This is a genomic window from Bacteroidia bacterium, assembly GCA_026932145.1.
Classification (GTDB): domain Bacteria; phylum Bacteroidota; class Bacteroidia; order J057; family JAIXKT01; genus JAIXKT01.
On record JAIXKT010000007.1, the window covers coordinates 344074 to 370233 of the forward strand.

Sequence of the window (26160 nt, forward strand, 5' to 3'; positions counted from 1 at the left end):
CAGCCATGAAAAATGTATTAAGATACCTCTCGATTTGGCTAATTATAGGCTCTTTAAGTAGCTTATTAGTTGGTTGTGAAGAAGTTATTGATTTAAAATTACGTGAAGCCGATCCTCGTCTGGTGGTGGAAGGCTACATAACAACGGATACTATCCCTTGGCGTATTCGTCTAACACGAACCCAAGAATATTATTCGGATCACCAAAATTCCGGAGAAGCTGGTGCCATAGTTATTGTTTCAGATAGTCTGTTTGGTATAAAAGATACTCTACCCTATCGGCAAAATGGATACTATCAGTCAAATACGTTACGTTCTGGAATACCCGGAAACCGCTATAGTCTATACATCCGTACTGCTGACGGCCAAGAATATACTGCCCAAGATTATATGCCTACGTTACTATCAGTAGATTCTGTTAATTTTCAATATGTTCCACCGGGAACAATCTTTCGGGAAGGTTATTATTTGTGTATTTACGCCCAAGAACCTCCCGAACTTGGTAATGCCTATCGGTTTACATTTTACAAAAATGATACCTTAGCCAGAAAACCTATAGAATACTTTGCTGATGACGATAGATTTATCAATGGTCAATATCTTAATGGCGTGCGTACTATGTTTAAGGCAGAACCGGGGGATACGTTTTTATTTGAACTGTATTCTATCAATCACAGACAATTACATTATTATCAGCAACTAACAGACCAGATTAACCACGGTGGTAGTCCTTTTGATTCTCCGCCGGTGAATGTTCCGAGCAATATTTCAAATAATGCGCTGGGCTATTTTATGGTTACTGCGGTTTCTCGAAAGGGGGGCATCGTTCCTTGATTTTTAGGGGGAGAGATGTATTAGCGGGCGCGCATGCGGCGCATTGCGCGCCTTGTAAGGCATGCGGCGGTGCGAAGCACCGCGCGCCCCCGCTAATACATTACATACTGATACTATCCTCATTGTTACTAATCTCTACAACCCCAAAACATGACTTCCATATATCCACCACAGAAGTAACCCTAAACACAAAAGCACAAAAAACAGAATGGCTCATCAGAGTTTTTCAAGATGACCTCGAAATCGCCCTTAAAAAAGAATTTAACACCAAAGTGGACCTCCAAAAACAACCGGAAACCAATATTTTATTAAAGCAATTTTTTAATAATCATCTGATTATTAAAAAGAACGCCCTAAAAATTCCCTTAAACTATCTGGGTTATGAACTACAAGATCAGTCTTGTTGGATTTATATAGAAACTGAAACCTTATTACCACCTTTTTCCATAAAAGCTACTTGGCTACAGGATGTCTATGCTGACCAAAAAAACTTATTTCGGGTTCAGTTTAGTGAAAATAAGTCCTTTTTTTGCTGCGACACCCAAAATCCGGAAGTCCTGATTCCTAAATAAAATAGATTTACTTGTTAAATAAGTATAGATTTGTAAGAAAAAAGATGAATTGTCCAAAAGATAATAACTCTAATTATAGACGTTATGTACAAAAGGTTTTTCTATGAAAAACTACTATAAAGCACCATTGAAAATCAGATAGTTAATTACATATAAACTTATTGTTCATAACCGCTATTGTAAAAACGGAAAACTATTAGAGAGGCAAAGATACAAATGCAGAGATTGTAAATACAGCTATTCTATAGAACAACGTATAGATGCAAAGCCGAAAGAGAAACGGAAAATTAACCTTATCTATGCATTTGGAAGGCTTAGGTTTTAGGGCTATAAAAAAACACTTGATATGAAGCTAAAGTAACTCAGATTTAGGAATATCGAGGAATTAATTTTGATAAAAATTGGAGAAGATAGTTGAAAATAAGTGAAAGGGCAGTAATTTTGACCCATTAAACAATCGGATAAATATTTTTTGGCTTTGCAAGAAGTCCTTGCCCTACAACGTACCCACGATCAGCGGAAGGAAAAACGATTAGCCGACCGGTTCAAAGCGATTCTTTGTTTAAATAAGGGATTCAGCTATGCACAAACAGCAGATTTGTTAATGTTGGACGACAACACTGTTTGTTCGATTTATGAATTGTATAAGAGCAAAGAAGTAGATGGATTGTCGCAACTCAATTACCGAAGTAAGCCGATAGCTGAATACACCAGAAAACATCGACAATTTCTATTTCCCCCTACCTCAACATTCCTTAATTCCTGAGTTAGTTTAATATAACTATTTAGTATTAGTTCAATTTTATGAGTATTTTCAAAAAAGCAAGTTTACTAATGTTTGGACAAGGAATCAACACATTAATAAACTTTGTTTTTATGCCATATATGGCAAGAAGTTTAAGCTATGAAGATTATGGTTCATATGGTCAGACATTAGTCGTGATTGGGTTGTTTGCTGGTGTGTTTTCATTTGGTTTATCCCAAATAGTTTACATTTTTTTTTCTCAAGACAACGAATCAAACAAACATGTACTTACAAACAATTTATTAATAACATTATTATCCTCAATTACTGCTTATGCCATTATATTATCTTTTTCTAACATCCTTGCTGGAGTCATGGGAAATCAACTTATACAAAAGCTTATCAAGATATATGGCTTCTCATTACTTTTTTCACCAATTAATGCTAGCTTTCATTCTAACTATATATATCAAAACAAAGTAAAAATCAGCATTTTTATACTAATATTGGTTAACCTATTAAGAATTTCCTTAGTAATTTTAGTTATTGGTATTTATAATGACATAGTGTTGGTTTTTTATGTGCTTACTTTTATATCATTATTAGAAACACTTTTTCACTTAGTAGCTAGTAAAAACTATTTAAAGAAAACATTTGATTTTAAATCAATGCGGTCGCAATTAAAAACTGGCTTTCCAATTGGCCTTACTTCGTTATTTGGTATAGGAATAATATATTCTGATTCAGTTATGGTAAGTAATTTACTTGGTGTCAAAGAATATGCTGTTTACCGCAACGGTGCTTTTGAAGTACCTTTTATTTCTACAATTTACGGTTCAATAGCAGCAATAATATTGCCTGAAATCTCAAAATTATGGGTAAATAGGAATAATAGTGATATCATTAAACTAAAGAAAAAAGTAATAACTAATACAGTATCAATTATTTATCCAATAGTATTTTTTTTATTTTTTAATTCAAAAGACATAATAGTACTTTATTTAGGCAGTAATTATGAAAAAAGTGCTATTATTTTTTCAGTTTTTAATCTAACCCTACTGTATAGGGTCAACGATTACACAGATATATTAATAATAGCCAATAAAACAAAGTTCATTCTACTTTCAAACTTATTAGTATTCATAATTAATTTAATTTTAAATTATATTTTGATTCAATTATTAGGGTCGTCAGTTGGAGCTGCGTATGCAACTGTGATAAGTATTTTTTTTCTTGCTTTTATATTACTTAAAAAAAGCTTAAAATATCTAAACTGTAAATTTAAAGATATTGTTGAGATTGAGAAAATATTAAAGTTATCAATTTTAAGTATTACATCAGTAATTGCCATTAAGTTTTATTCTTTCAAATTGAAAACTCATTAATAAGATTATTTTATTTTTTCATACACCTTTGTTACGATTGTAATAATTAATTATGTAAACAAAGATGTATTACTGTTAATAAAAAATAAAATTTTAAAACATAAAAAATGAAATTTGGTATTTTTAAAGCCTTTTTGAAATATTTTGGTAAAACTTATTATGTTCATATACCTTTTGGATTATTAGTCGTTAATTTTATTTTTCAAAGAATTTTTAGAATAAATACCGATGTTCCTTTTTCTGTAAACTATACAAATAGAATTAATGGCTATAAATATATAAAAATTGATGAAAGCTCTATGGTTTCGTTTACCGTTTCTGGTGGAGCATATATCGTTGCACATGAAAAAGCTGAAATATCAATAGGGAAAAATGTGATTTTTGCGAATAACTGCTGTATTCAGACAATTAATCATGGTTACATTGATAGAAATAATTTTACTTATGCTGCTGTACATATTGGTGATAACTGTTGGTTAGGCAATTCTGTAAGTATATTGGCTGGAGTGAGTTTGGGAGAAAATGTTACAGTTGGTGCAAATTCTGTAGTAACTAAATCATTTCCTTCAAATGTAGTTATTGCTGGAGTGCCAGCTAAAATCATAAAAACTATTTCGTAATTGTGGTATTGCTGGCCTATTATTTTTTAAAAAAGCCTGTTGAGATAAATTAGAGATATAACTAATTCTTAGTTCATAGAGATACAGATAGTAAAAATAATAGAGATTATGGATTGTTTACACTTATCTCTTACGTGCAGCGCGCAGTTTAGCACTTCGGGAACGTGGGTTTACGGCAATTTCAGATTCACTTGGGGGCATTGCCTTTTTGGTCAATACCTCAAAAACATTCCCTTTACTTCCTCCAAAAACTTGATCCGCATTATCATCTGAGTAATTTTTAGATTTCATAAAGTGTTTTACGATTCTATCTTCAATAGAATGATAGGTCAAAACCACCAGTTTTCCATTGGTTTCCAGTAGCTTGGCAGCTTGTTCTAAAAATAGTATTAGATGCTTCATCTCCTCATTTGTTTCAATTCGGATAGCTTGAAAAATGGGTGCTAAAAACTGATAACTGTGGAATTTTGGGGTTAATGGTTCGAGGGCTGCAACTAAGTCTTGGGTCGTTTGAAATGGCTTAAACTGCTTGTAGTTAAATATTAAACGCGCTATTTTTTGGCTGTTTGAAACATCTCCATATTGGTTGAGCATTTTTTCAATCGCGGATTCTGAATATTCATTTAGGATAGAAGCAGCGGATTTCGGTTGATTCTTATTCATACGCATATCCAGTGGGCCGTCATACCGAAAAGAAAAGCCTCGTTCCGGAATATCTATTTGATGTGAAGAAACCCCCAAGTCCGCTAAGATTCCAGAAACCGAAAAGATATTGCGTTTAGTAAGTTCTGTGGCGATGTCGCTAAAGTTTGCTGTAACAGCAACTACATTCGGATGACCGGAAAAATTTTTAATAGCATCAATATCTTGGTCAAAGGCAAAGATTAATCCGGTAGTTAGCTGCTTAGCGATGGCCAATGTATGGCCGCCGCCACCTAAGGTTGCGTCTATATAGATTTTTTCAGGGTGTATTTGTAGCGCTTCCAAACATTCTGAAAGCATTACACTTCGATGATACTCCACGGCGTTCTTCAACGATTTTGTAAAGCTGATTTAATTACTTCATCCACAGCAAATTGCGGATTCTTAGCTAAAACTTGATCAACCAATTTTTCCGTCGAATTACGGGGAAAGCCCAAGTTTACCAATGCCAAAATACTATCCAAACGAACGGATTTTGCGCTTATAATATCTATACTCTGCTGTTTGTGAGTAGTTTGAGTCTGGGTTGCCGGTAAAATAAGTTTGCCTTGTAATTCTAAGATAATTCTGGCAGCCGTTTTTTCGCCAATACCTTTAATGGATTTCAAAACCGAAACATTACCTTGGCTGATAGCCGTAGAAAGTTCACTAACAGGAAGTTTGGAAAGCATTGTGAGGGCTGTATTCCCACCAACGCCACTGACAGTTAGTAGTGAGTTGAATAATTGTTTTTCGGTGTAGTTCCAAAAACCATACAGATGAACATCATTTTCGCGTATAACTAATTGTGTATAAAGCCGAACACGTTCTCCAATTTTAAGTTCAGAGTAGGTATGTAACGATATTTTTAATTCAAAACCAATTTCTTGGCTTAAAATAACCGTTAGAGTTGGTTCTGCTGTTATTACTTCACCGTCAATGAAAGCAATCATAGCTGTTTGGGCAGGGTTACTGTAAATGTTGTTTTTCCCGGAATAGTTTGGAAACTGATTTTCCCGTCATGTTTTTGTACGATTTTTCTGCAAATATCTAAACCAAGTCCGCTACCTTCTCCTTGCGCTTTTGTGGTAAAGAAAGCATCAAAGATTTTTCCTTGAATTTCAGGCGGTATTCCCGGCCCGGAATCTGTGATATTAACGACAATATTTTCTGGTTGGTCTAAAATATCTATTTGTAACGTACCATGATAATTCATAGCTTGAATTGCATTATGAATCAAGTTTGTCCAAATCTGACCAAGTTCGTCAGGATAAGTAGGAACCTCTGGTATATCCTCATAGTTTCGAACTATTTCGATACCGTATTTAATCTGATTATGATATAATGTTAAAATAATCTCAATAGAATCTTTAACATTAGTCATCGTTTTTGCCTCTTGATTTTGAACGTAGGAGTAATTTTTTAGGGCAAATACTATTTTTTTTGTTTTTTCTGCAGCTATGTTGATATTATCTAAATTTACCTTTAGCTGCCCTAAGGAATACACTACATCTAAGATAGCATGACTTTCTTGGGCATCAAACAAGGGTAGATATTTTTCGATGCGGTCAATAACGCCTACTTCAACTAATTTTCGGGAGATTTCTTCTGCATCAGTGATTCCTAAATCCTCGAGTTGGCGCATCAGCTCTTTTCGCTTTATGCGTTCTTCTTTGGATGTCAATATTTGGTCATTCAGCAAAACATCTTCTAAAATGTGTGCTAAGAGTACTTGGTGTTTGTCATCAAAACGGAAAGACGGTAGCTGTTTGATGATAACCGGCAGAATATCAGCCATATTAGTAGCTGAGGCTTTAATAGCTCCGATGGGTGTGTTAATTTCATGGGCAACGCCGGATACTAATTGCCCTAATGAAGCCATTTTTTCGGATTGAATGAGCTGTGCTTGGGTGGTTTCTAAATCCGTAAGGGTAGCTCTCAGTTCTTGGGTACGTTCGGTAACAATAGATTCTAAGTTTTCATTAAGACCTTTAAGTTGATGCTCACTGGAGCGAAGTTCACCCTCTACGCGGCGCATTTCTTCTTGGGTAGCCTCCAATTCCTCAATATTTTGGCGCATTTCTTCTTCTTGTGCCATCAACATTTCGGTTTTTTCTTGCGCTTCATACAGTAGGTTTCGGATATTTTCTTTGTTCACTAAATTTGTTAATGAACTGGCTATAAATGAACGAATTCTTTCTAAGAAATCTAATTGCTCTTCGGTATATTGGTCTAAGCTACTTAACTCTAAGATACCAACCGATTCATCGTTAGAAACAATAGGAACGATAAGAATAGAATTTGGATGTAATTGGGTTGCAGAACTTAAAACGCGGAACTGCCCGACTTCTTCTGTTTTTAAATGAATTATCTGATTTTGTTTTAAGGCTACTGAACCCAGCCCATCTCTTTCATCGTAAATAGTAGAAACTTGTGTAGAAAGTGTATAGTTATAGCTACCAATTAACTGTAAGTTTTTATTGCCGGAGTCAAAGGAAAATAAAGCGCCTTGAATACTATTCGTTTGTTGGGTAATACTATCCAGAATCTGCTGCCCCCATTCTTGCAGGGAGCGCTGCTGAGCCTGTAAAATGTTATTAAATTGCGTAACGGCTATCTCTATAAACTGGCTTTTTTGTAATGATGCTACCTCGGATTCTAAGGTTTCTATCTCTTCATATAGTACATCAGATTTGAATTTTATTTCTTCAACCTCCTTATTAGTAGTTTGTTGTGAAAGTTCAAGCTCCCGTATTTTATTCTCTGATTGTTCCCGTAGTATTTCAAAAGAATCTTTAAAGGTAGAAACCTTCAGTCTTAATATTTGTTGGATTGTTTCAACATAAGCAAAGTCTATTACCTTAACAGATTTTTCTTCATAACTTAGATTTGCAGAGGTGTCGTCAAATATAGGATCCATAGAATCAATCACTTGTCGCTGTAAGTTTTGGTATGAAATTCGCAACATCTGGTAAATCAAACCGGTTATTAAAACAACAAAAACGATAATTAGGATAAAATTAAACCTTACCTGCTTATGTAAGGTATTGCTCTCTGCAACGTTTGTTCCTAAAATATACTGTATCGTTCCATAATTAGTTGTAAAACTTTTGAAATAAAAATATTCATCATCTTTCAAAAAGTTTATTGAATCTTGGATATTTTGGAAGTCAAGTTTATGTTGGGATTGGCTTCTTTGGTAGAGTAGTTTTTGGTTACGAAATATCGCTAAGGTTGTAATCTTTGCCTTAGACAGTAATTCGGGTGAGAGTGCCGGAAGTTGTAGGTCTGAATTATATTGATTTGAGGTTAATTCATTGGTTACCAAGCTATGTATAAATGCTAAGGTAGCATTACTTTCGTAGTTTAGTTGGGTTTCAAATTTTCGCTCATTAAGCGGAATTATAGAAAAAATCAGTACAGTAAAGATAGCCACAACAGTTAGCATAACTATTGAGAACCCAAATTTACTTCGTAAAATAGATAGTAAACGCTCCATCGCGTTGTTGGGCTAAATATCTTGGAATTGAGCCGCTCTTTTTTCTAAGAATGCGGTTGTCCCTTCTTTAAAATCCGAGTAATGACAGCAGTTACCGAAAAGAGTAGCCTCTACTTCATAGCCATTTACGCCGGTTTCATGGCAGGCATTTACTGCTGTAATGGTATTGGCTAATGCTCTGGGGGATTTTTTATAGCATTTTTGGAGCATAGCTAAGGCCGTTTCAATTAGCTGGTCAATGGGGACGACTGCGTTTACCAATCCCAAACCTTGTGCTTGAGCGGCGGTTATCATATCGGTTGTGAGTAATAGCTCTAATGCCTTTGTTTTTCCAATTAGCCGTGTAAGGCGTTGAGTGCCTCCGTATCCGGCAATAATTCCCAGATTAACTTCCGGTTGGCCAAATTTAGCATTTTCGGAAGCTATTCTAAGGTGGCAAGCCATAGCTAATTCGCAGCCTCCGCCTAAGGCAAAGCCATTTACGGCAGCTACTACCGGCTTGGGAAAGTTCTCTATTTTGGCAAAAACCGCTTGGCCACGTTTGCTTAATACCACAGCAGTTGGCTCTGTTAAAGCAGCTAATTCGCTAATATCCGCTCCAGCAACAAATGACTTCTGGCCTGCACCGGTTAATATTACTCCTTTATAGTTTGAATTACCCAGAATCTCCGTAAATACAGCATCTATTTCAGCAATAACACCCGTATTTAAAGCATTTAAAACATCAGGACGGTTAATCGTTACAAGCGCAGTACGATTACGCTCTTCAATCGTAAGATATTGATATGACATAGTTAATATTCGACACAAATCTACGTGAATTTTACCCGAATAGTATAACCTTGTCCGTAAATTTATTGTTTTGTTGAAACCTTACTACCTAAATTGAACTGTATTTTAACGTTTTATTAGTTATTTTTAATTGATTTAGAGATAGTTAGTATTTTTATGATGTTTTTGGGTGCTAAATATTTGGCTTGAAGTAGAGCAAGCAATGGTTAGTATCCATACTTTTATACTAAAAGAGTGATTACTTTCGTACTTTTGTAGGTTGAATTAATGTTTCGGGAAAAACTTCATAAGATTTGGTGTAGCGGAAGTGTAGCTGCTATCTACATAGTTTTGTCAGTAATTTTATTTGGTTGTGGTGCAGACCGAAAAAACTTTATTGCCAGAACCTATCATAACACAACTTCTTTATTTAATGGTTATTACAATGCTAACATACGGTACAAAGACGGTGTTAAACAGGTAGAGGCTAATATGCCGGTACCGCAGGATGAATTTATCCCGCTTTTGGCTGTCTTAGACCCCCAAAAATCCGGCGGCTCACTTTCTTTGTTTGATGAAGCAATCAATAAATGCGACCTTGTTTTGTATAAACATAAAAATAGCAAATGGGCCGATAACTGCCGATTTTTAATAGGTCGTTCATGGTTTTACAAAAAAAACTACAGCCTTGCTATACAAAATTTTGAATACGTTTTATCTGCCTACCCTAAATCAAATCTAAAACCGGCCGTTACTTTGTGGTTAGCTAAAACCTACTTTCTAAATGGAAGTATCTTCCGCGCTCGAGAAGTCCTAAACCAATTAGCACAAGATAAGTTATTAAAAAAGAACTTATTAGGAGAATTAACGCTCTTGCAAGCTACTTTAGCCATCCAGCAAGAAGATTATCCTGGAGCTATTACAGCTATTGAAAACAATATTGAAATCATCAAACCTAAAAAAATGCGTGCCCGATGCTATTTTTTGCTGGCACAGCTATATGATACCCAAAAATCTTTCCCCAAAGCCTACGAAAACTACCAAAAAGTAGTTTCTATGAATACCGAAAACAATATCACTTTTCAAGCTAAAATCAATATTGCTAAGCTATTTACCAATTATCAAGAAGGGCATGACGAATCAGCCTCTATCACCAAACTGCTACGCCAGCTTTCAAAAGATGTTAAATATGAAGAATTTTTAGATCAAATTTATTACCAATGGGCTTTGGTAGAGCTAAAAAAGAAAGATGAAGCTAAAGCAATAGAATATTTAAACCTTTCATTGCGAAAAAATAAAGACAACGTTCGCCAAAAAGCATTATCTTATTATCAAATAGGTAGGATTTATTTTTACAATCAACGCAAGTTCACCGATGCTCAAGCCTATTTTGATAGTGCAGCTACCATCATAAAGCCAGAAGCAAAAGAATATGATGAAATAAAATCGCTGGCCGCTACACTAAAAGAATATGTGAAGCACTTGAATAACATGGTTTTACAAGATTCTTTATTGGCCCTAAGTGCTTTAAGCCCAGAACAATTAGAGGCCAAAATAGATCAAATTATATCTGCCGAAGAAGAAAAAAAACGCCAAGAAGCTGCCAAAAAAGCCCAAGACGAGCAAGACCAGTTAGCTAAAAATTTTAACACTCCTCCCGTTGATAATCAAAGTGCGACCAATCGAGGAAGTTTTTATTTTGATAACGTAAGTATGGTCGCAATGGGGCGGCAAGAATTTACCAGAATATGGGGAAATAGAAATAATGAAGATAACTGGCGGCGTAAAAATAAAGATATTATCATAGCTTCCGCAGGAGATAATGCAGGCGACCAAGCCGAAGATATTCCCAAAGACCCCGTAGAAGCCAGAAAAGTAAAGCGCGAAAAAATGAAAACGGCTGTTCCGAAAACACCCAAAGAAAAAACCGATGCCGAAAATAAACTTATCGAATCTATGGTAGCATTAGCTCAAATCTACGACCAAAAACTAAATCAGCCGGATTCCGCAATAGCTTTATACAACCGTATCGTAACACGCTTCCCCGATTCTGACTTCGCCCCCAAAGCCTATTACGGTCTCTATACTTTATTGCTCAAAAAAGATCCCAATAAAGCCGAAGAATATAAACAAACTATCATTAAAAAATTTCCCGGAAGCATGTATGCTAAACTTGCCAATAAAGAAATTGCCGGAGAAGAAGACGCTAACGACACAGCATTCTTAGCAGCTTATAACGCTCTCTATGACACCTACTTACAAGAACAATATAGTTCCGTAATCTCTTTTGCCGGCCAAATTATAGCCCAACACCCAACCCAAAAGCTAATCCCAAACGTTTATTATCTGCGTGGTATGAGTTTTGGATTTTTACAACAATATGATAGCTTAAAAACCACTTTTCTATTCATTAAGAAAAATTTCCCGGACGCAGGAATCATTACGCAGGTGAATCAAACACTGGCATTGCTAAATAAAGGAGTCGCAGAATCAGGAACACAGGGAGAAAATAAAACCCAAAACTCAGCATCTCAAAACGAAGGAAAAACCGACAACAAAACAGAACATTCTGATACAGCTACAACCAATGCAAATGACCCCAGATTCGCTATCTTTAACGCCAAAAAACAGGCAAATGAAATTGTGCTGGTAATTGCCTTAATAGACAAATCTATCGTTACTAACGACCAATTAAAAATAGAAATATCCCGATTTAATTCGGAATCATTTAAGAATGAGAGACTTACAACAAACGTATTTTTGTATCATAACCAACACCATTTGGTTTATATCAGCCAGTTTTTAGATTTCAAAAGTGCAGATACTTACATACGAGTATTACGCAATGACCCCAAAATAAAACAATGGTTAGTTAAGCCCGAACAAGACGTGATGTTTATAACCCCCTCTAATTTCTCACAGGCTTATCGAAACAAAAAGATAAACGATTATCAAGATTTCTTCCTAATAAATTACAAAGAAATGCTGGCCGAATAAGTAATTCTAAAAACAATATAGCTAAGCAAGGTCTTCGGTTTTATGTTTGACCATTAACTCATTGTCTTCATTTTGAACAGAATAGCTTGTTCCTAATTCCTTTGGCGTTACAACCACCTTTGGATAAATAGGAACGACCTCCTCCGGAAAATCAACTAAATCTGTGGATATATTGATATTTTGACGAGGATAACGGTTAAAGTAGATAAGTGCGGTGAACGTGCCCACAACAATACCGGCGGCATGACTTTCATAAGAAACCTTGTAATCTAATGGTAACCAACCAATTATCATCGTTGATTGGGTAAGCAAAACGAGTAAGGAAATTACCATAGCACTTCTGTCTTTACGCAATAAGCCAATAAAAAACAGAAAAGAGATAAGTCCATACCCAACGCCGCTACTCCCGATATGATAGGCCGGCCTGCCGGTGAACCAAACCAATATTCCCGTAGCAATCCAAATAATTGATAGCACCCGCAAAGCAATATCAGGATACAACAGTCCAACTAAAAAAAAACCACCGCATACCGGCAATAAATTTCCCAGCAGATGATTAAAGTTGCTGTGAATCAGCGGAGAAACAAAAATGCCAACGATTCCGAGCCACGTTTTGGGATAATTTCCCAGATTGGCCAAAGATTGGTTAGACACCGTTTCCATAAACAAGGTCAGAAACAGCACTAACATCAAAATCCCCGCCCAAAAACCGGCTCGTAAACTAATTCTGAATGTTTCTGAATCTTCCTGCACACCAAACTAACGAGAATCTAACTATAAAAGTTTCAAAATAACAGGATATAAATTTTCCGAAAAAGACTTTATAGCGATTCAAAATCAGGCATTCAATAGGAACTCAATTATTTGTCAAGAACACGCATTTTAAAATATTAAAACTTAAATATTAACTATTTAAGTTTTTTTTCGTGTACAGAACTCTTTGTATTGAAACGGTTGATTTCAGTTGATTCCGATTCAAAAACTAAGTTTTCATCCTGTTCTAAATCACAACCAAAATTATTATATCAAAATCCAATTTTTCTCTTGACAAAGGGCTAAATAATTTCGTAGATTGCCTGTTTCTTTAACACGATGTTTAACATTAATGAACTCGAAACACGTATCTCTGTTGTCAAACATTTTCTGAATTCAGAAATGACCCAAGTTCGGGTTAATCGCCTGAATAACAAAACGAACCTTCATGAAATAGGTTTTTCATTAGATACTATTCATGAAGCAGAGCGCACCGGAATTAGAAATCTGAATGAAGCAGAATATTCTCGCATTCATCGGGTACTTACTTCGGTAGAAGCTCGGATGAACTTATTCGGCAATTGAGATACTCCTTTTATAAGGTAACCTCTCCTTAGGGAGAGGTTTTTTTTTGCTATTTAGTTGGTATCTAAAAAATTAACGATAAGTTTATTTACAACCGAAGAATGTGTTTGAGGGCAATAATGAGTGGCTTGAGGTATGATTTCGAGTTTAGAATTCGGTATTTTACGGTTTAACTCGATTGGATGATCCGGCAAAACAATATCATTTTCACCAAAAATCAACAATACCGGGCAAACTATTTTTTGTAACTGTGCATCTGTTATTTGAGGATACTTTTGGTACATAACTCCCATTCTTTTGGCAAAAGCCGGAAATGATTTAGGGTTAGGATGTTTGGGATACAATAAACTACACTTTTGGGCAACTTTGTCGTTATCCCAATTCTTGAAGTTGGCTACAATTCTGGGTTGTAAGGCAGTGGAATCCGGACGGCTATTTACACCGATAGCTACTAATGATAGAATCCTTTCGGGATACAAAAAGGCTAAGTATAAGCCGGTTATGCCACCATCGCTCCAGCCCACAACGTGGGTTTTGGTAATTTTGAATTTATCTAATAGTTGAATGGCATCATGGGTAAAGACTTCATAACTCAATGAAGAATCCACAAAAGAAGAACGTCCGTGCCCGCGTGTATCCATTGCTATAACTCGGTATTTGGGTTCTAAGGCTTTAATCTGAGATTTCATTTCGGCTATTTCTTGAAATCCCCCATGCAATACAAGCACAAACGGAGCACCCGCTTTTCCGCTGATTTGTGCATGAACCTTGATTTTTCCAATACTAACGGTGGTATCTTTTACCTGAGTATATCCCCCGAAAACAACACCTATCAGCGTAATAAACAACACACATTGCTTAATAATACGGCTGTTAGAAAGAATATTAAAACGCATTAAATAAATATCTGGATAGACTTTACCCAAAAGTAAATTCTTAAAATCAACTTAGTTTTGAAAAAGTTGCCGGCAAAAATAGTAAAAATCAGTGTTTACTTAAAAGGGACAATGTTATCCAAAATATTCCCTACATTTGCTTATCGGATTTTTAGTGGGAGAATCTACTAAATAATGGAATAATGGATTTAATAGAGTCGTTTTTTTTTCAGCCGTATGCTTGGCGGGCTTTAACAACGGCAGTATTAGTTGGTTATACCTGCGGGTTGTTGGGGCCGTTTATACTCTTACGCAGAATGGCTTTGGTAGGGGATGCGCTTTCCCATGCGATATTGCCGGGTGTGGTGGTAGCCTTTATGCTTGTCGGTTATAGCACTACGGCATTGTTTACGGGTTCCGTAATTGCCGGACTTGTCGCCGCATTGTTGATTACTTGGATTCAACGGAAGACCAATACACGTGAAGATGCAGCTATCGGCATTATTTTTTCGGTGATGTTTGCTGCCGGAGTAATGGGAATCTCTTGGCTTACGCACCAACGAGGGGTTCATTTAGACCTAAAAGACTTTCTCTTTGGAAACCTATTAAGCAGCACATTTCAGGATACATTGCTTTCATTAGCTATTGGCGTTTATGTAACGGTTGCGATTCTAGTTTTTTACCGATATTTTTTAATCAGCACCTTTCAGCCGCAAGTTGCTGAAACAATGGGAATTTCTACCAGCAGTATTCATTATTTTTTGATGTTATTACTTTCGTTCACCATAGTTTCGGCATTGCAGTCTGTGGGAGTCATTTTGGTTGTAGGGATGTTGGTTATTCCGGCTTCTGCTGCCCAGTTGATTAGCAAACGGCTTTCGGCTGTTTTAGCGTGGTCTGTCGGGATTGGTATTTTTTCTACTGTGGTTGGAATGCTACTTTCTGTTTGGGTGCAAACTACTCCCGGCCCGGCGATGATTATCGTAGCCGGAATCGTTTACAGCTTTACCGTCTTATTCTCTCCTAATCATGGAATCTTGATAGTATTAAAACGTAACTATTTGAATAACAATAGGATTTGCCAAGAAGATATTTTGAAACAACTTGCTTTATTAGGGCCTGATGCAGAAATATCTTTTGCAGAATTACAAAAACAGCTAAAATGGCCACGCAGTAAATTAAAAAGACATTCTAAATCTTTAGAATCCCAAAATATTATTTTGAGGAATAGAAATAATCTACGCTTAACCCACAAAGGAGTTGAAAAGGCGTTTTTTATGATTCGGGCACACCGGCTGTGGGAGCATTTTTTGGTTCATGAACTTGGGCAGCACCAAGATAACGTCCACATAGAAGCAGAAGAATACGAACATTTTTTACCCCCCCTGTTTATCAATGAGTTAGAAAATTCATTGGGGAATCCGCAAACAGACCCACATGGGTCAATCATTCCTAAGTTTTCCCAAGAAGCTGAAGTTCAAACTCTTGCCCAAGCTCAAGAAGAGAAAAAACTTGTATTACTGTTAAACCAACCCAACAACAACATCGTAGCTACCTATTGGGAGTTAGGTATCGCCCCCAACCAACTAATTACGGTTTGCAGGAAAACAGACTCCCAAATTGAAGTGAAAACTTTAGATAAATCGGTTTCTATACCTATCGAAATAGCTAACCAAACTTGGGTAAAATTTTTTAACTGAACCTCATTTTATTTTTGATGCGTGTAGCTATTTTATCCCAAGCAAGTAATTTTCACTGCCAAAAATGGGCGCAAGCTCTGGCTGATTTAGGAGCAGATGTTTTTGTCTATGGCTTTACACATCATGATATTAAAAATGTAACAGTCAGAACGTTAAATACATTTTTCGGCTATCGGTATCCTGATTTTTGGCTTACTGCCGGAAAACTCAATCGGTTATTTTTGCAGGATAAGATTCAAATTGTTCATCCTTTACATTTAACGCCTTTTGGGACTTGGGGGATATTAGCAACAGGAAACCTGCCTATTGTAGCGGCTGCCATTGGTGCAGATGTGTTAGAATACCGTTCTGATATTCAACCTAATAGCCGTTCATGGGAAGGTCCAGAACAAGCTAAGATTTCTTATTGGGGAAAAATGAAACACTATTTTTTTAAGCATGAAGTACAGCGTGTAGTAAATCAAGCTAATTTAATAACTGCTGATAATCAGGAAATTATCAGAACATTACAACTTGATTTTGGAGTAAACCCTGAAAAACTGCGCCATCTTCGGTGGGGGATAGAGCCGGAGTTATTTCAACTTACAGAGGCTGAAAAAGAATCTGAACGCAAGAAATGGAGTTTAAAGGCGGGGCAAAATCTCTGCCTCATCCCGCGCGGCGCAAACTACTTTTATCAGGCGGATATTATTCTGGAAGCCGTACAGCAAGCACTCCATAAAGGATTAACAAATTGGAAATTTATCATGCTTTCCGCAGGTTATTCCATCGCAGAATACATAAAAGATTTAGCCCAAAAAATTGAATATCAATATCCTGAAAGTTTTACTTGGATACCTCATCAAATTTCCAGAGTTGATGTGCTTAAAATATGGCAGATTACAGATGCTTTTATCAATGCTCCAAGCTATGACGGTTTTTCTTCAACGCTTAATGAAGGCCGTTTTGTGGGAGCTATTCCTATATACAACCACATTCCGGCACATACAGAACTGATGCAAGATGGCTATAACGGAATCTTGGTTCACCCATTTGAACCACAATTACTTTCAAAAACACTCTTAAAACTTCCCCAACTACTTGAAAATAAGGATACTTTTAAGCAAAGGAATCAACAATGGGTTCTTAAAAATGCACAATTAAAACCGGCTGCCGAAGCTATGATTGCTGATTTTGAAAAATTACTATAACACATTCTAAATCATAACCCCCAAAGCCTTCTATTAATAATGCCTAATTTAGCCTCTTTTATTTTGAGCGGAAAAAGTATCAAACTGTAAACGTTCTATTTTTTTTTATATTTGTCAAAACTTTCGTTCCGGTTTTTACGTAAGAACGAAAGATTAATAATTAACACTTAGAAATATGTTAGACCCGTTGTTAAAATATGCTGAAGATACTATCAAAAACACATTTAAGCCTATGAGTAAGTCAGAAGAAGCACAAGCGATTGTACGTCGCCATGTTTTGTTTTCATTGGGGGCTGGTTTAGTACCGATTCCTGTTTTAGATATTGCTGCTGTAACGATAGTTCAATTAGATATGGTTCGGCAATTAAGTCTTTTATATGGCAAAGAATATTCTGAAAACAATGGAAAGGCAATAGTATCTTCATTAGCGGGTTCTACGTTAGCAAGATTGGGAGCTAGTTTTATGAAAGGGATTCCATTAGTAGGGTCTTTTATCGGCGGAGTTTCTATGGCGGTGCTTTCGGGAGCATCTACCTATGCGTTAGGACAAGTATTTGTAAAGCATTTTGAGAGCAATGGTGAGCTATTTAACTTTGACACAAACGCCTTTAAAAAGATGTATGAAGATGAATTTGAAAAAGGGAAAAAAGTAGCCTCCAAAATGCAGGAAGAAAAAACAAAAACAACTCCGGTAACCAAAGAACAAGCTGATGATGTTTTTTCTAAAATAGAAAAATTAAATCAAATGCGTGTTAATGGGCTTATTAGCGACGAAGAATTTCAATCACAGAAAAGCAAACTATTAGAACGCTTATAGCCAAAATATCCCCAAAGTCTTATCTGGGGAAAAAAAATATCGTTAGAAACAAAAAAGCAGTAAATTCGCAAACAAATCAAACACTTAGAGATGTTTAAACTCTACGGCAGCTTATCTATTTTTTTATTTGTAATTAGCTGGGTATTATTAGGTTGTAAAAAGGAAGAAGATCGTGCCATAGACAGGGCGTGCTATCCGTTGGTATATAAAATAAATGGAACTACGGTGGCCAGTATTAAGTTAGATAGAGATAACTTACCGATTAACAACTACTTAAAAGATTCGCTTGGGAATGAATTGGGCTACGCCTCATATCGTTGGGATGCATCTGGTAGAATGATTCGTTACCAACATTTTACCAGCGATACACAATCATTAGCTTTTTTGACCTTTACTTGGAATGAGCTTGGAAGACTATCACGAGCAAGTAGCTTTGAGCCGACTTCCGGAGGCCAATCTCTGGAAGAAGTTCTATACGAAACTTATGAATACGATGATTTAGGTAGAATCATCCGCCGGAACTTATTTGACAACCATACCGGAATACCGAAATTAGCTGGATACACCAAATTCAACTTTAACACCTATGGAAACGTTGTTCGAGATAGCACCTTTAATAAGGTAGGCTCAATATTTAAATTTGTAATTACGCGTGAATATGAGTCTGACTTTAAAAACAATCCTTCTCGACACCACATTCGCCCAATAAAAGTTCCTTTTGTAAACGCTTATTACCTTTCCCGCTATAACTTAAACAAAATGAGTGTCAGGGACTCTACCGGCCTCTTATCAATAGAGTCTTATACAACAGTAACAGACTATAACTCAGATAATTATCCCATAAAAGAACTCCAAACTGATTTATCAGGAAAAGTAACAACCTACGAGTTTGACTATAATTGTCGCCCTTAATGCGTTTACAATTACCTCAAAAACTGACATATAGGAGTGTATTTATTGCTTGGAGCATCTTAGCGGTAATTACTATGGCCTGCGACCCATACGCTAAGTTAGCTAAAAGTCGAAAAATAAGCGATAAAGACTCTGCAGCTGCGCATTATCACAGTAAAAAAAACTATCAATCAGCATCTTTTATTTATGAAGAATTGCTTAGTTACTACCGAGGGTCAGCCAAATACGAAACTACGCTGTATCGGTATGCAGATTGTAAATACTATATGGGTGAATATATTAGCGCCGCACATTACTTTGAAGAGTTTACCAATATGTTCCCGTCAAGCCCGCTATATGAAGAATGTACTTATCGGGTAGCCTATTGCCATTATCAGCAAACTCTTGATTATGAGTTAGATCAAACTGAAACAGCTAAAACAATAGACTATTTTCAGCTATTTTTAGCCCAGTTTCCCAACTCCCAAAAAGCAGAGGAAACCAATAAAATTATCCATGAATTACGGGAGCGTCTATCCGAAAAAGCCTTTAAACAAGCAAATTTGTATTATAAAATTGGATATTACAAAGCAGCTGTTATTTCATTCAAAAATGTTTTAGCTGATTATCCCGATTCAAAGTTTCGGGAAGAATCTCAATTTAAAATATTTAAAGCATCTGTGCTAATGGCTCAAAATAGCATTGACGAAAAAAAAGAAACCCGATACTTAGATGCCGTAAGTTATTATGACCGTTTTAAAACTCGATTTAAGGAGAGTAAATATACCAAAGAGGCTGAAAATCTACACGAAGATATTCAGCGTGAATTAAATAAGTTTCAAAAAAAATCGAAACCGTAACTATACTCATTTTTATCCGTATGAACTCTGAATCCTCATTATTTCTCTTATGTGTGGAATTGTAGGTTATATTGGCAGCCGAGATGCTGCCCCGCTTCTGATTAAGGGGCTAAAACGTTTGGAATACCGCGGCTATGATTCAGCAGGTATTGCCGTGCTAAATGGAAATATCCAAATGTTCAAGAAAAAAGGAAAAGTTCTTGATTTAGAGGATTTTATATCTCAGAAAGGATTACACGCAAGTATCGGAATTGGGCATACCCGCTGGGCTACACATGGAGAACCCAATGACGCGAATGCACACCCACACCTAAGCGGTAGCCGTAAATTTGCGATAATTCACAATGGAATTATTGAAAACTACGCTATACTAAAAAAACGGCTACTCAACCGTGGATATGTGTTTCAAAGTGATACAGATACCGAAGTCTTAGCACATCTTATTGACGAAATCTACAAAGTAGGAAAAGATGTATCCCCCGTTGATGCTGTTCGTTTAGCTCTTAGAAAAGTAGAAGGTGCTTATGCGCTGTTGATTTTATGTATAGACCAACCGGATACCATTATCGCAGCCAGACGTGCCAGCCCGTTAGTCATCGGAATAGGTGAAGGAGAATACTTCATTGCCTCTGACGCAACACCAATTATAGAATACACAAAAAATGTTATTTATCTGAATGACAATGACATAGCTGTCATTAAAAGAGATGAACTAACTATAAAAACGGTAAAAAGTGATTCAGCACGTACACCAGAAGTCAGCATTTTAGACTTAGAAATAGATGCTATAGAAAAAGGAGGTTACCCTCACTTTATGCTGAAAGAGATTTTTGAGCAGTCAAAATCTCTCAATGATTGTATGCGTGGAAGGGTTTCTATTGAAAAAATGGAAATTCAATTAGGTGGTTTACAGCGTGTTATTGATAAATTGATTACTGCGCGCCGGTTCATTATCGTAGCTTGTGGTACGAGTTGGCACGCCGGTTTAGTAGGTGAATATTTACTTGAAGAGATTGCTCGGCTACCCGTAGAGGTAGAATATGCCTCAGAATTTCGGTATCGCAATCCGATTATTGGGCCAGGAGATGTGGTTATTGCTATTAGCCAGAGCGGAGAAACAGCGGACACATTGGCTGCTATTCAGTTGGCTAAATCTATGGGAGCAATCGTATTGGGAATCTCTAATGTCGTAGGTGCAAGTATTCCCCGCGAAACTCATGCAGGCGTTTATACCCACGCAGGACCAGAAATTGGAGTAGCTTCTACCAAAGCATTTACAGCCCAAGTATTAGTCCTATCTTTGATTGCAATAGCACTCGGAAAAGAAAGAAACACCATTTCGCTAAGCCGTTATCATAAATTGATTCAAGGGCTAACCAATTTACCGGAACAAATAGAAACTACGCTTCAAAAACTGCATGATTCTATTCAAGAAATTGCAAAAGTTTTTAAAGATGCAGCAAACTTTTTATATCTCGGACGCGGTTCTAATTTCCCAATAGCTTTAGAAGGAGCCTTAAAACTCAAAGAAATTTCATATATTCACGCAGAAGGGTATCCGGCTGCCGAAATGAAACATGGGCCAATCGCTCTTATAGACGAAAATATGCCCGTGGTAGTGATTGCACCCAAAGATAAATCTTATGATAAAATAGTTTCTAATATTCAAGAAGTAAAGGCACGAAAAGGTAGCATCATCGCAGTTGTAACAGAAGGAGACAGCACCATTGACCCACTGGCCAGCTATGTATTGGAAATACCACCGGTTGATGAAGCTCTCAGCCCACTATTAACTGTATTGCCTCTACAGCTATTATCATATCACATTGCAGTATTACGCGGCTGCAATGTAGATCAGCCCAGAAATCTGGCAAAATCTGTAACTGTTGAATAAAGAGTTACAGATTTATCTAAAAGACTTAATACTTTAACGTAAAGTCGTTACTTTTTTCCTACGATAATTATATTGTCTTGACAAAAGACAGTCTGAACCTCAGTAAATAGCTGCTGGGCATAAGCAAGGCTTTCATTGTATCGTTCACGGGTTTGTGGTTTTGTGGGCATCCAATTCATCAAACAATAACCTCCCGGGAGTAGTTTGCGGTTTAGATTTTTCCAAAAAACCTCAGAACTACCATATTCCGGTACTTCATCATGAATAAAAACATCAACCAAAATAAGGTCGTATTGTAGCGTTGTTTCTGATAAGAACAAAAACGCATTATCCTGAAAAACAGTTAGATTTGGAACTTTCGGCCAGCTAAAAAAATGTTTTCCCAGTTCTATAACGCAAGGATCAATTTCTACTCCGGTTATTTTTAGGTCGTTATGCTTTTTTAATAATTCAAGGATACTACCTGTTCCGAAGCCCAAAATCAGAACAGAATGAAATATAATTTGCTTAAGTCCAAGTTCTTCAAAGACATGGTCAAATACAAAGAATAAACTTCCACCGGAATAATTTACCTTATCTGAGTTTAGGAGCAGTCGTCCTTGTTCTAAGCTTACCTCAAGTTTACCCGAAATAGCAGAATGCTGTTGGGCTACGATGATAGGTTTAAAATAGCTAATTAGGTAGCTAAACCATGTAACCACCTATTTATCAACAACTTTTGGGACACGGATATAGTCAGTATCTTTTTTCGGGGCATTTTGTAGTATATCTGATACAGCTAACGAAGATTCCGGAATATCCAGCCGTAAGTGATTGTGTTCTTGGGTGATATGTACTAAAGGTTCTACTTTTGAAGTATCAAGCTCATTTAGACGCTCAATCATTCCTAAAATCTTCATTAAATCTTGTTTAGCTGTTAGCCTTTGCTCAGGGCTGATGTTTAACTTAGCTAAAGAACATAGACGGTTTAATAGTTCGTCATTTACTTCAACTGGCATAGCGTTTGATATTTTGTTCAAATAAATTGTGAATAGATTGTTTGGCTTCATCCAGATATTCATCGCTCCAATTGTCGGTTTCTATGGGCGGGTCTATAATAACTTTAACAGTTCCGGGATTTAGGATAAAGTTTCGGTCTAAGATATTTCTGGAATTTATGATGGTTACTGGTAAGATTGGTATTTTAGTCTGAATAGCCAATCGGAATGCGCCATTTTTTAGATTACCTATGGGCAATGGATGTTTGGTTGTTCCTTCAGGAAAAATAACGATAGAAGTTCCTTCTAAGAGGTGTTTTTTTACTTGCTCCATAGCTGCGGCAGTTTGCTGGGAGTCTTTACGGTTAATCAGGACGTGTAATCTTGCATACATCCAGCCGAAAAGGGGTATTTTTTTAAATTCAATGCGACCCAAAAAGCGTAACTGCCGCCAAACAGCCCAGCTAATAACCGGTATATCTAAAAAACTATTGTGATTTGCTGCGATAATATAGGGTTTATTGGGTAGGTTCGAAGTATTGTTAATCACTACAACGCGGGTAAAGCTACCTACATACAAAGTAAAAAATGACCAAATCCGGTTTAATATTCCGTGTGCTAAGTCCTGAGTAAATTTCTTTGGCTGAATTAATAAGACAAAGAAGCATGGAAATAATATCAAAAAGATTCCCCAAAATACTAAAATTGCCCATAGAGTTATGATTAATCTTGGTATAAGTGCCCAAATCGGAATGTCTGGGTCGGGTTGTTTATAGGCATTATTTGCAGAAATAGCCGACATAACAGTTAGATTAAAAATAGCTCTACAAAGCTACGCAATTTCATCGAGACTTTTATTTAAATACCGTTTTACAGCTACTCTGCTTCCGCCCCAACCTAAGCTAACTCCCAAAATTAAGATAAAGCTACATAATATCACGAAACCAAAATTTGTCAGTAAAAAATTTATCGGGATAAAATAGTAGGAAACAATCTGTATAAGAGTGATTAGCAGCAAAATAGCAATTATTCCGCCCAAAATTCCCTGCGTAATGCCAATGGTTATAAAGGGAGCTAAAATAGTTTTATCTGTAGCCCCAACAAGCTGCATCGTTCTGATTATTAATCGTTTAGAATAAATAGATAATCGAACGGTATTTAAAATCAATAAAAAGGTAATGATTACCAATACAATAGCCATCAGCACTGCTAATTGAACCAGTTTGCCTGTTCTATTTTGAACCTGCTCTATCAAGTGTATTGGATAATCCACTTCTTGCACAATCGGGAACTGCAAAACAGCAGTTGTTAGCCGCTGAATACTATCAGGTGTAACAAAACTTGCTTCAAAACGTAGGTTTAAGGATGCTAAAAAAGGGTTAAAACCTTCCATTACCTCTTTAAAATCTTCACCAACTGACTGAAAATCATTGAAAGCATCCGTCTTACTGCGGTAAGTAATTGAGCGTATTGCTTTATTTTTAACAAGTGCCGATTTAAGCTGGGCTAAACTTTGCTCACTGGCATTATCAACCAACATGATTTTATAGTCAAGTTGCTCTTGGGCTTGCTCTACCACAACTTTTCCGGCTAAGGCAAATAAAGCAAATAAGCCAAAGAAAAATAAAGCCAAAGAAATGGTTAGTGTAGAGGTAAAAAATGTAGTCCGAACTTGTTTTTGATGCAAAATAATCACGGTACGGCAAAGTTAATAACTGTGTTGGACAAATTGCTGTATTTCCGGATGTGGATGCCCCCAATAATCAGAGGTATTACCACAAAAAATAAATTTTCCTTGATATAAATGTGCTACATGAGTAGCTACGGTACGAATGGATTGGATAAAATGTGTAACTAAAATGGTTGTTAGTTTCTGTTTTTGGGATAATTCAAGGATCAAGGTGTCTATAGCTTTTGCTGTAACGGGGTCTAAGCCGCTGGTAGGTTCATCGCATAGCAGTAAATTTGGCTGATGCGCAATTGCACGGGCTATTCCCACCCGCTTACGCATCCCACCGGAAAGCTCTGCCGGATACCGGTGAATGATAGAACTATCTAAGCCAACTTCTGCTAACAAACGAAGTGCTATCTGATAACGCATTGATTCATCGTAAGTATTTTCTTCGGCTAAGCGAATGGTGATGTTTTCCAACACAGTCATAGAGTCAAATAAAGCAGCTTGCTGAAAGACAAAACCAATTTTTTGGGCAATCGTAATTCCAGATTTTGTGTTTAATGGTAGTACTTTTACCCCGTCTATTTGTATATCGCCGGAATCTGCCGGCGTTAGGCCAATCATAATTCTCAGTAAAACAGATTTTCCTTCACCGCTTCGCCCGACTATAGCCCAACGCTCATTCGGTTTTATCAGCAAAGAAACTTTTGATAGAACCTGCTTTGTACCAAAAGTCTTTGAGACGGAATTTAGCTCTATTTTATTGGTAATCACAAAATTAGCATCGCATCTCCGTAGCAATAGAATCGGTATTTTTCATTAACGGCTTCTTTGTAAACCTTTAAGAAAAAATCATAACCCAAAAAAGCAGCTACCATCATAGCCATTGTGGAGCGAGGGGGCTGAAAATTTGTCAAAAAAGCGTTGGCAATGTTAAAATCATACGGAGGAAAAATAAACTTATCCGTCCAGTTAGCGTTCGGTTTTAATGTTTTGCTGGCAGAAACAGAGGATTCTAAGGTACGCATCACCGTTGAGCCTACGGCACAAATTTTCTTACGCTTTTGTTTTGCTTTATTAACCATTTCTACGGTAGCTTCCGGGATTCTAAAATGTTCAGAATCCATCTTATGTTTAGAGAGATCTTCAACTTCTACGTCCCTAAAGATAGACATTCCAGTTTGAAGTGTAATATAAACCTGCTCAACACCTTGTAGTTCTAAGCGTTTTAAAAGTTCTTTGGTAAAATGGAATCCGGCATAGGGAGCTGTTACTGACCCCTTTGACTCTGCATATACCGTTTGATACGCAGTTAGGTCTGAGGGTTCTGGATCTCGTGTAATGTATCTTGGCAAAGGAGTGTGCCCCAACAAGTTAATCTTGTTTAGAAACTGCTCTTCGTTTCCGTCAAATAGGAAGCGAATGGTTCTACCTCTGGCCGTTGTGTTATCTACAACTTCGGCTACTAAGTTTCCATCTCCAAAATACAATTTATTGCCAACTCGAATTTTACGTGCCGGATCTACCACTACGTCCCATAATTTACTGTCTTTATTTAGCTCTCGCAGTAAAAAGACATCAATCAGGGCACCTGTTTTTTCTTTACTGCCGAAAAGCCTCGCCGGAAAAACTTTTGTATCATTTAAAACTAACAAATCCCCATCCTCAAAGTAGCCTAAAATATCCCGAAAAGTTTTATGCTCAATTTCTTTTGTCTTTCGGTGGATGACCATTAAACGTGATTCATCACGTTTTTCTAATGGATATTGAGCAATTAGTTCGTTTGGAACAGGATAGTCAAAGTCTGATAATTTCATGAGATAAAAAAACGTGCTAAGTA

Annotated in this window: 25 protein-coding genes; 13 read left to right on the forward strand and 12 right to left on the reverse strand. The window is 36.6% G+C overall.

Going from position 1 to position 26160, the window contains the following annotated elements; genetic code table 11:
* The first annotated feature begins 5 nt into the window (after window positions 1-5).
* The 5 genes from LC115_02615 (at window position 6) to LC115_02635 (ending at window position 4155) form a co-directional block, all read left to right on the forward strand.
* On the forward strand, window positions 6-833 hold the full coding sequence (locus LC115_02615; GenBank protein ID MCZ2355574.1) for a DUF4249 domain-containing protein: 828 nt from the start codon (window positions 6-8) through the stop codon (window positions 831-833).
* A gap of 122 nt (window positions 834-955) precedes the next feature.
* A complete protein-coding gene (locus tag LC115_02620; protein MCZ2355575.1) occupies window positions 956-1405 on the forward strand; it encodes a hypothetical protein in 450 nt (149 codons plus the stop codon).
* Between the two features lie 472 nt (window positions 1406-1877).
* Complete coding sequence (locus tag LC115_02625) at window positions 1878-2171, forward strand: helix-turn-helix domain-containing protein (GenBank protein MCZ2355576.1); 294 nt, start codon at window positions 1878-1880, stop codon at window positions 2169-2171.
* 38 nt (window positions 2172-2209) lie between these two features.
* A complete protein-coding gene (locus LC115_02630; protein ID MCZ2355577.1) occupies window positions 2210-3535 on the forward strand; it encodes an oligosaccharide flippase family protein in 1326 nt (441 codons plus the stop codon).
* A gap of 107 nt (window positions 3536-3642) precedes the next feature.
* Window positions 3643-4155: an acyltransferase gene (locus LC115_02635; protein MCZ2355578.1), complete on the forward strand. Its 513-nt coding sequence runs from the start codon at window positions 3643-3645 to the stop codon at window positions 4153-4155.
* Between the two features lie 123 nt (window positions 4156-4278).
* On the opposite strand, the gene rsmH is transcribed toward LC115_02635, so the two are convergent.
* Genes rsmH through LC115_02655 form a run of 4 tightly spaced genes read right to left on the reverse strand, consistent with a single transcriptional unit; the run spans window position 4279 to window position 9127 of the window.
* Entirely contained in the window at window positions 4279-5178 is a 900-nt protein-coding gene (gene rsmH, locus LC115_02640) for a 16S rRNA (cytosine(1402)-N(4))-methyltransferase RsmH (protein ID MCZ2355579.1), read from the reverse strand.
* Between the two features lie 8 nt (window positions 5179-5186).
* Window positions 5187-5789: a Holliday junction branch migration protein RuvA gene (gene ruvA, locus LC115_02645; protein ID MCZ2355580.1), complete on the reverse strand. Its 603-nt coding sequence runs from the start codon at window positions 5787-5789 to the stop codon at window positions 5187-5189.
* Window positions 5786-8335, reverse strand: a complete 2550-nt coding sequence (locus LC115_02650; protein ID MCZ2355581.1) for a GAF domain-containing protein — start codon at window positions 8333-8335, stop codon at window positions 5786-5788. Before LC115_02650 ends, ruvA begins: the two co-directional genes overlap by 4 nt.
* 12 nt (window positions 8336-8347) lie before the next feature.
* Window positions 8348-9127: an enoyl-CoA hydratase/isomerase family protein gene (locus tag LC115_02655; protein MCZ2355582.1), complete on the reverse strand. Its 780-nt coding sequence runs from the start codon at window positions 9125-9127 to the stop codon at window positions 8348-8350.
* 267 nt (window positions 9128-9394) lie between these two features.
* Between LC115_02655 and LC115_02660 the strand changes: the two genes are divergently transcribed.
* Complete coding sequence (locus LC115_02660) at window positions 9395-12103, forward strand: tetratricopeptide repeat protein (GenBank protein ID MCZ2355583.1); 2709 nt, start codon at window positions 9395-9397, stop codon at window positions 12101-12103.
* A 21-nt stretch (window positions 12104-12124) separates the two neighbouring features.
* On the opposite strand, the gene LC115_02665 is transcribed toward LC115_02660, so the two are convergent.
* A complete protein-coding gene (locus LC115_02665; protein ID MCZ2355584.1) occupies window positions 12125-12856 on the reverse strand; it encodes a rhomboid family intramembrane serine protease in 732 nt (243 codons plus the stop codon).
* Between the two features lie 339 nt (window positions 12857-13195).
* Here LC115_02665 and LC115_02670 point away from each other — a divergent pair, with 339 nt between their 5' ends.
* The gene (locus tag LC115_02670) at window positions 13196-13441 is read left to right on the forward strand and encodes a hypothetical protein (GenBank protein ID MCZ2355585.1); all 246 of its coding nucleotides are present in this window, start codon (window positions 13196-13198) and stop codon (window positions 13439-13441) included.
* A gap of 53 nt (window positions 13442-13494) precedes the next feature.
* On the opposite strand, the gene LC115_02675 is transcribed toward LC115_02670, so the two are convergent.
* Window positions 13495-14337, reverse strand: coding sequence for an alpha/beta hydrolase (locus LC115_02675; GenBank protein MCZ2355586.1), 843 nt, complete (start codon window positions 14335-14337; stop codon window positions 13495-13497).
* A gap of 182 nt (window positions 14338-14519) precedes the next feature.
* Between LC115_02675 and LC115_02680 the strand changes: the two genes are divergently transcribed.
* The 6 genes from LC115_02680 to glmS all read left to right on the forward strand — a co-directional run bounded on the left by LC115_02680 (window position 14520) and on the right by glmS (window position 21668).
* Window positions 14520-16016, forward strand: a complete 1497-nt coding sequence (locus LC115_02680) for a metal ABC transporter permease (GenBank protein MCZ2355587.1) — start codon at window positions 14520-14522, stop codon at window positions 16014-16016.
* A 17-nt stretch (window positions 16017-16033) separates the two neighbouring features.
* A complete protein-coding gene (locus LC115_02685) occupies window positions 16034-17206 on the forward strand; it encodes a glycosyltransferase (GenBank protein ID MCZ2355588.1) in 1173 nt (390 codons plus the stop codon).
* Window positions 17207-17381: 175 nt separating this feature from the next.
* Complete coding sequence (locus tag LC115_02690) at window positions 17382-18023, forward strand: DUF697 domain-containing protein (protein MCZ2355589.1); 642 nt, start codon at window positions 17382-17384, stop codon at window positions 18021-18023.
* 90 nt (window positions 18024-18113) lie between these two features.
* Window positions 18114-18935 carry a hypothetical protein gene (locus LC115_02695; protein MCZ2355590.1) on the forward strand — a complete coding sequence of 274 codons (822 nt, stop codon included), beginning with the start codon at window positions 18114-18116 and terminating at the stop codon, window positions 18933-18935.
* Window positions 18935-19774 (forward strand): outer membrane protein assembly factor BamD, encoded by an 840-nt coding sequence (gene bamD / locus LC115_02700; protein ID MCZ2355591.1) that lies wholly within the window; start codon window positions 18935-18937, stop codon window positions 19772-19774. Before LC115_02695 ends, bamD begins: the two co-directional genes overlap by 1 nt.
* A gap of 49 nt (window positions 19775-19823) precedes the next feature.
* A complete protein-coding gene (glmS, locus tag LC115_02705) occupies window positions 19824-21668 on the forward strand; it encodes a glutamine--fructose-6-phosphate transaminase (isomerizing) (GenBank protein ID MCZ2355592.1) in 1845 nt (614 codons plus the stop codon).
* A gap of 47 nt (window positions 21669-21715) precedes the next feature.
* Here glmS and LC115_02710 read toward each other — a convergent pair whose 3' ends face one another.
* The 6 genes from LC115_02710 to queA are packed head-to-tail and all read right to left on the reverse strand — an operon-like array spanning window position 21716 to window position 26137.
* On the reverse strand, window positions 21716-22369 hold the full coding sequence (locus LC115_02710) for a methyltransferase domain-containing protein (protein MCZ2355593.1): 654 nt from the start codon (window positions 22367-22369) through the stop codon (window positions 21716-21718).
* Window positions 22370-22666, reverse strand: a complete 297-nt coding sequence (gatC, locus tag LC115_02715; GenBank protein MCZ2355594.1) for an Asp-tRNA(Asn)/Glu-tRNA(Gln) amidotransferase subunit GatC — start codon at window positions 22664-22666, stop codon at window positions 22370-22372.
* Window positions 22656-23447 carry a 1-acyl-sn-glycerol-3-phosphate acyltransferase gene (locus LC115_02720; GenBank protein MCZ2355595.1) on the reverse strand — a complete coding sequence of 264 codons (792 nt, stop codon included), beginning with the start codon at window positions 23445-23447 and terminating at the stop codon, window positions 22656-22658. The genes gatC and LC115_02720 overlap by 11 nt, the downstream gene beginning before the upstream one ends.
* A 30-nt stretch (window positions 23448-23477) precedes the next feature.
* On the reverse strand, window positions 23478-24341 hold the full coding sequence (locus tag LC115_02725; GenBank protein ID MCZ2355596.1) for a permease-like cell division protein FtsX: 864 nt from the start codon (window positions 24339-24341) through the stop codon (window positions 23478-23480).
* Between the two features lie 12 nt (window positions 24342-24353).
* Window positions 24354-25094, reverse strand: coding sequence for an ATP-binding cassette domain-containing protein (locus LC115_02730; GenBank protein ID MCZ2355597.1), 741 nt, complete (start codon window positions 25092-25094; stop codon window positions 24354-24356).
* A complete protein-coding gene (gene queA / locus LC115_02735; GenBank protein ID MCZ2355598.1) occupies window positions 25091-26137 on the reverse strand; it encodes a tRNA preQ1(34) S-adenosylmethionine ribosyltransferase-isomerase QueA in 1047 nt (348 codons plus the stop codon). The genes LC115_02730 and queA overlap by 4 nt, the downstream gene beginning before the upstream one ends.
* Window positions 26138-26160 lie beyond the last annotated feature (23 nt).

Excerpts from the sequence above, each read along its gene's own strand:
- LC115_02675 (MCZ2355586.1), bottom strand. The coding sequence starts at position 14,337 with ATGCGTTTTAATATTCTTTCTAACAGCCGTATTATTAAGCAATGTGTG.
- LC115_02650 (MCZ2355581.1), bottom strand. The coding sequence starts at position 8,335 with ATGGAGCGTTTACTATCTATTTTACGAAGTAAATTTGGGTTCTCAATA.
- LC115_02695 (MCZ2355590.1), top strand. The coding sequence starts at position 18,114 with ATGTTTAAACTCTACGGCAGCTTATCTATTTTTTTATTTGTAATTAGC.
- LC115_02615 (MCZ2355574.1), top strand. The coding sequence starts at position 6 with ATGAAAAATGTATTAAGATACCTCTCGATTTGGCTAATTATAGGCTCT.
- LC115_02680 (MCZ2355587.1), top strand. The coding sequence starts at position 14,520 with ATGGATTTAATAGAGTCGTTTTTTTTTCAGCCGTATGCTTGGCGGGCT.
- LC115_02635 (MCZ2355578.1), top strand. The coding sequence starts at position 3,643 with ATGAAATTTGGTATTTTTAAAGCCTTTTTGAAATATTTTGGTAAAACT.
- LC115_02720 (MCZ2355595.1), bottom strand. The coding sequence starts at position 23,447 with ATGTCGGCTATTTCTGCAAATAATGCCTATAAACAACCCGACCCAGAC.
- queA (MCZ2355598.1), bottom strand. The coding sequence starts at position 26,137 with ATGAAATTATCAGACTTTGACTATCCTGTTCCAAACGAACTAATTGCT.
- LC115_02690 (MCZ2355589.1), top strand. The coding sequence starts at position 17,382 with ATGTTAGACCCGTTGTTAAAATATGCTGAAGATACTATCAAAAACACA.
- LC115_02655 (MCZ2355582.1), bottom strand. The coding sequence starts at position 9,127 with ATGTCATATCAATATCTTACGATTGAAGAGCGTAATCGTACTGCGCTT.
- LC115_02630 (MCZ2355577.1), top strand. The coding sequence starts at position 2,210 with ATGAGTATTTTCAAAAAAGCAAGTTTACTAATGTTTGGACAAGGAATC.
- glmS (MCZ2355592.1), top strand. The coding sequence starts at position 19,824 with ATGTGTGGAATTGTAGGTTATATTGGCAGCCGAGATGCTGCCCCGCTT.
- bamD (MCZ2355591.1), top strand. The coding sequence starts at position 18,935 with ATGCGTTTACAATTACCTCAAAAACTGACATATAGGAGTGTATTTATT.
- LC115_02660 (MCZ2355583.1), top strand. The coding sequence starts at position 9,395 with ATGTTTCGGGAAAAACTTCATAAGATTTGGTGTAGCGGAAGTGTAGCT.
- gatC (MCZ2355594.1), bottom strand. The coding sequence starts at position 22,666 with ATGCCAGTTGAAGTAAATGACGAACTATTAAACCGTCTATGTTCTTTA.
- LC115_02685 (MCZ2355588.1), top strand. The coding sequence starts at position 16,034 with ATGCGTGTAGCTATTTTATCCCAAGCAAGTAATTTTCACTGCCAAAAA.
- LC115_02670 (MCZ2355585.1), top strand. The coding sequence starts at position 13,196 with ATGTTTAACATTAATGAACTCGAAACACGTATCTCTGTTGTCAAACAT.
- ruvA (MCZ2355580.1), bottom strand. The coding sequence starts at position 5,789 with ATGATTGCTTTCATTGACGGTGAAGTAATAACAGCAGAACCAACTCTA.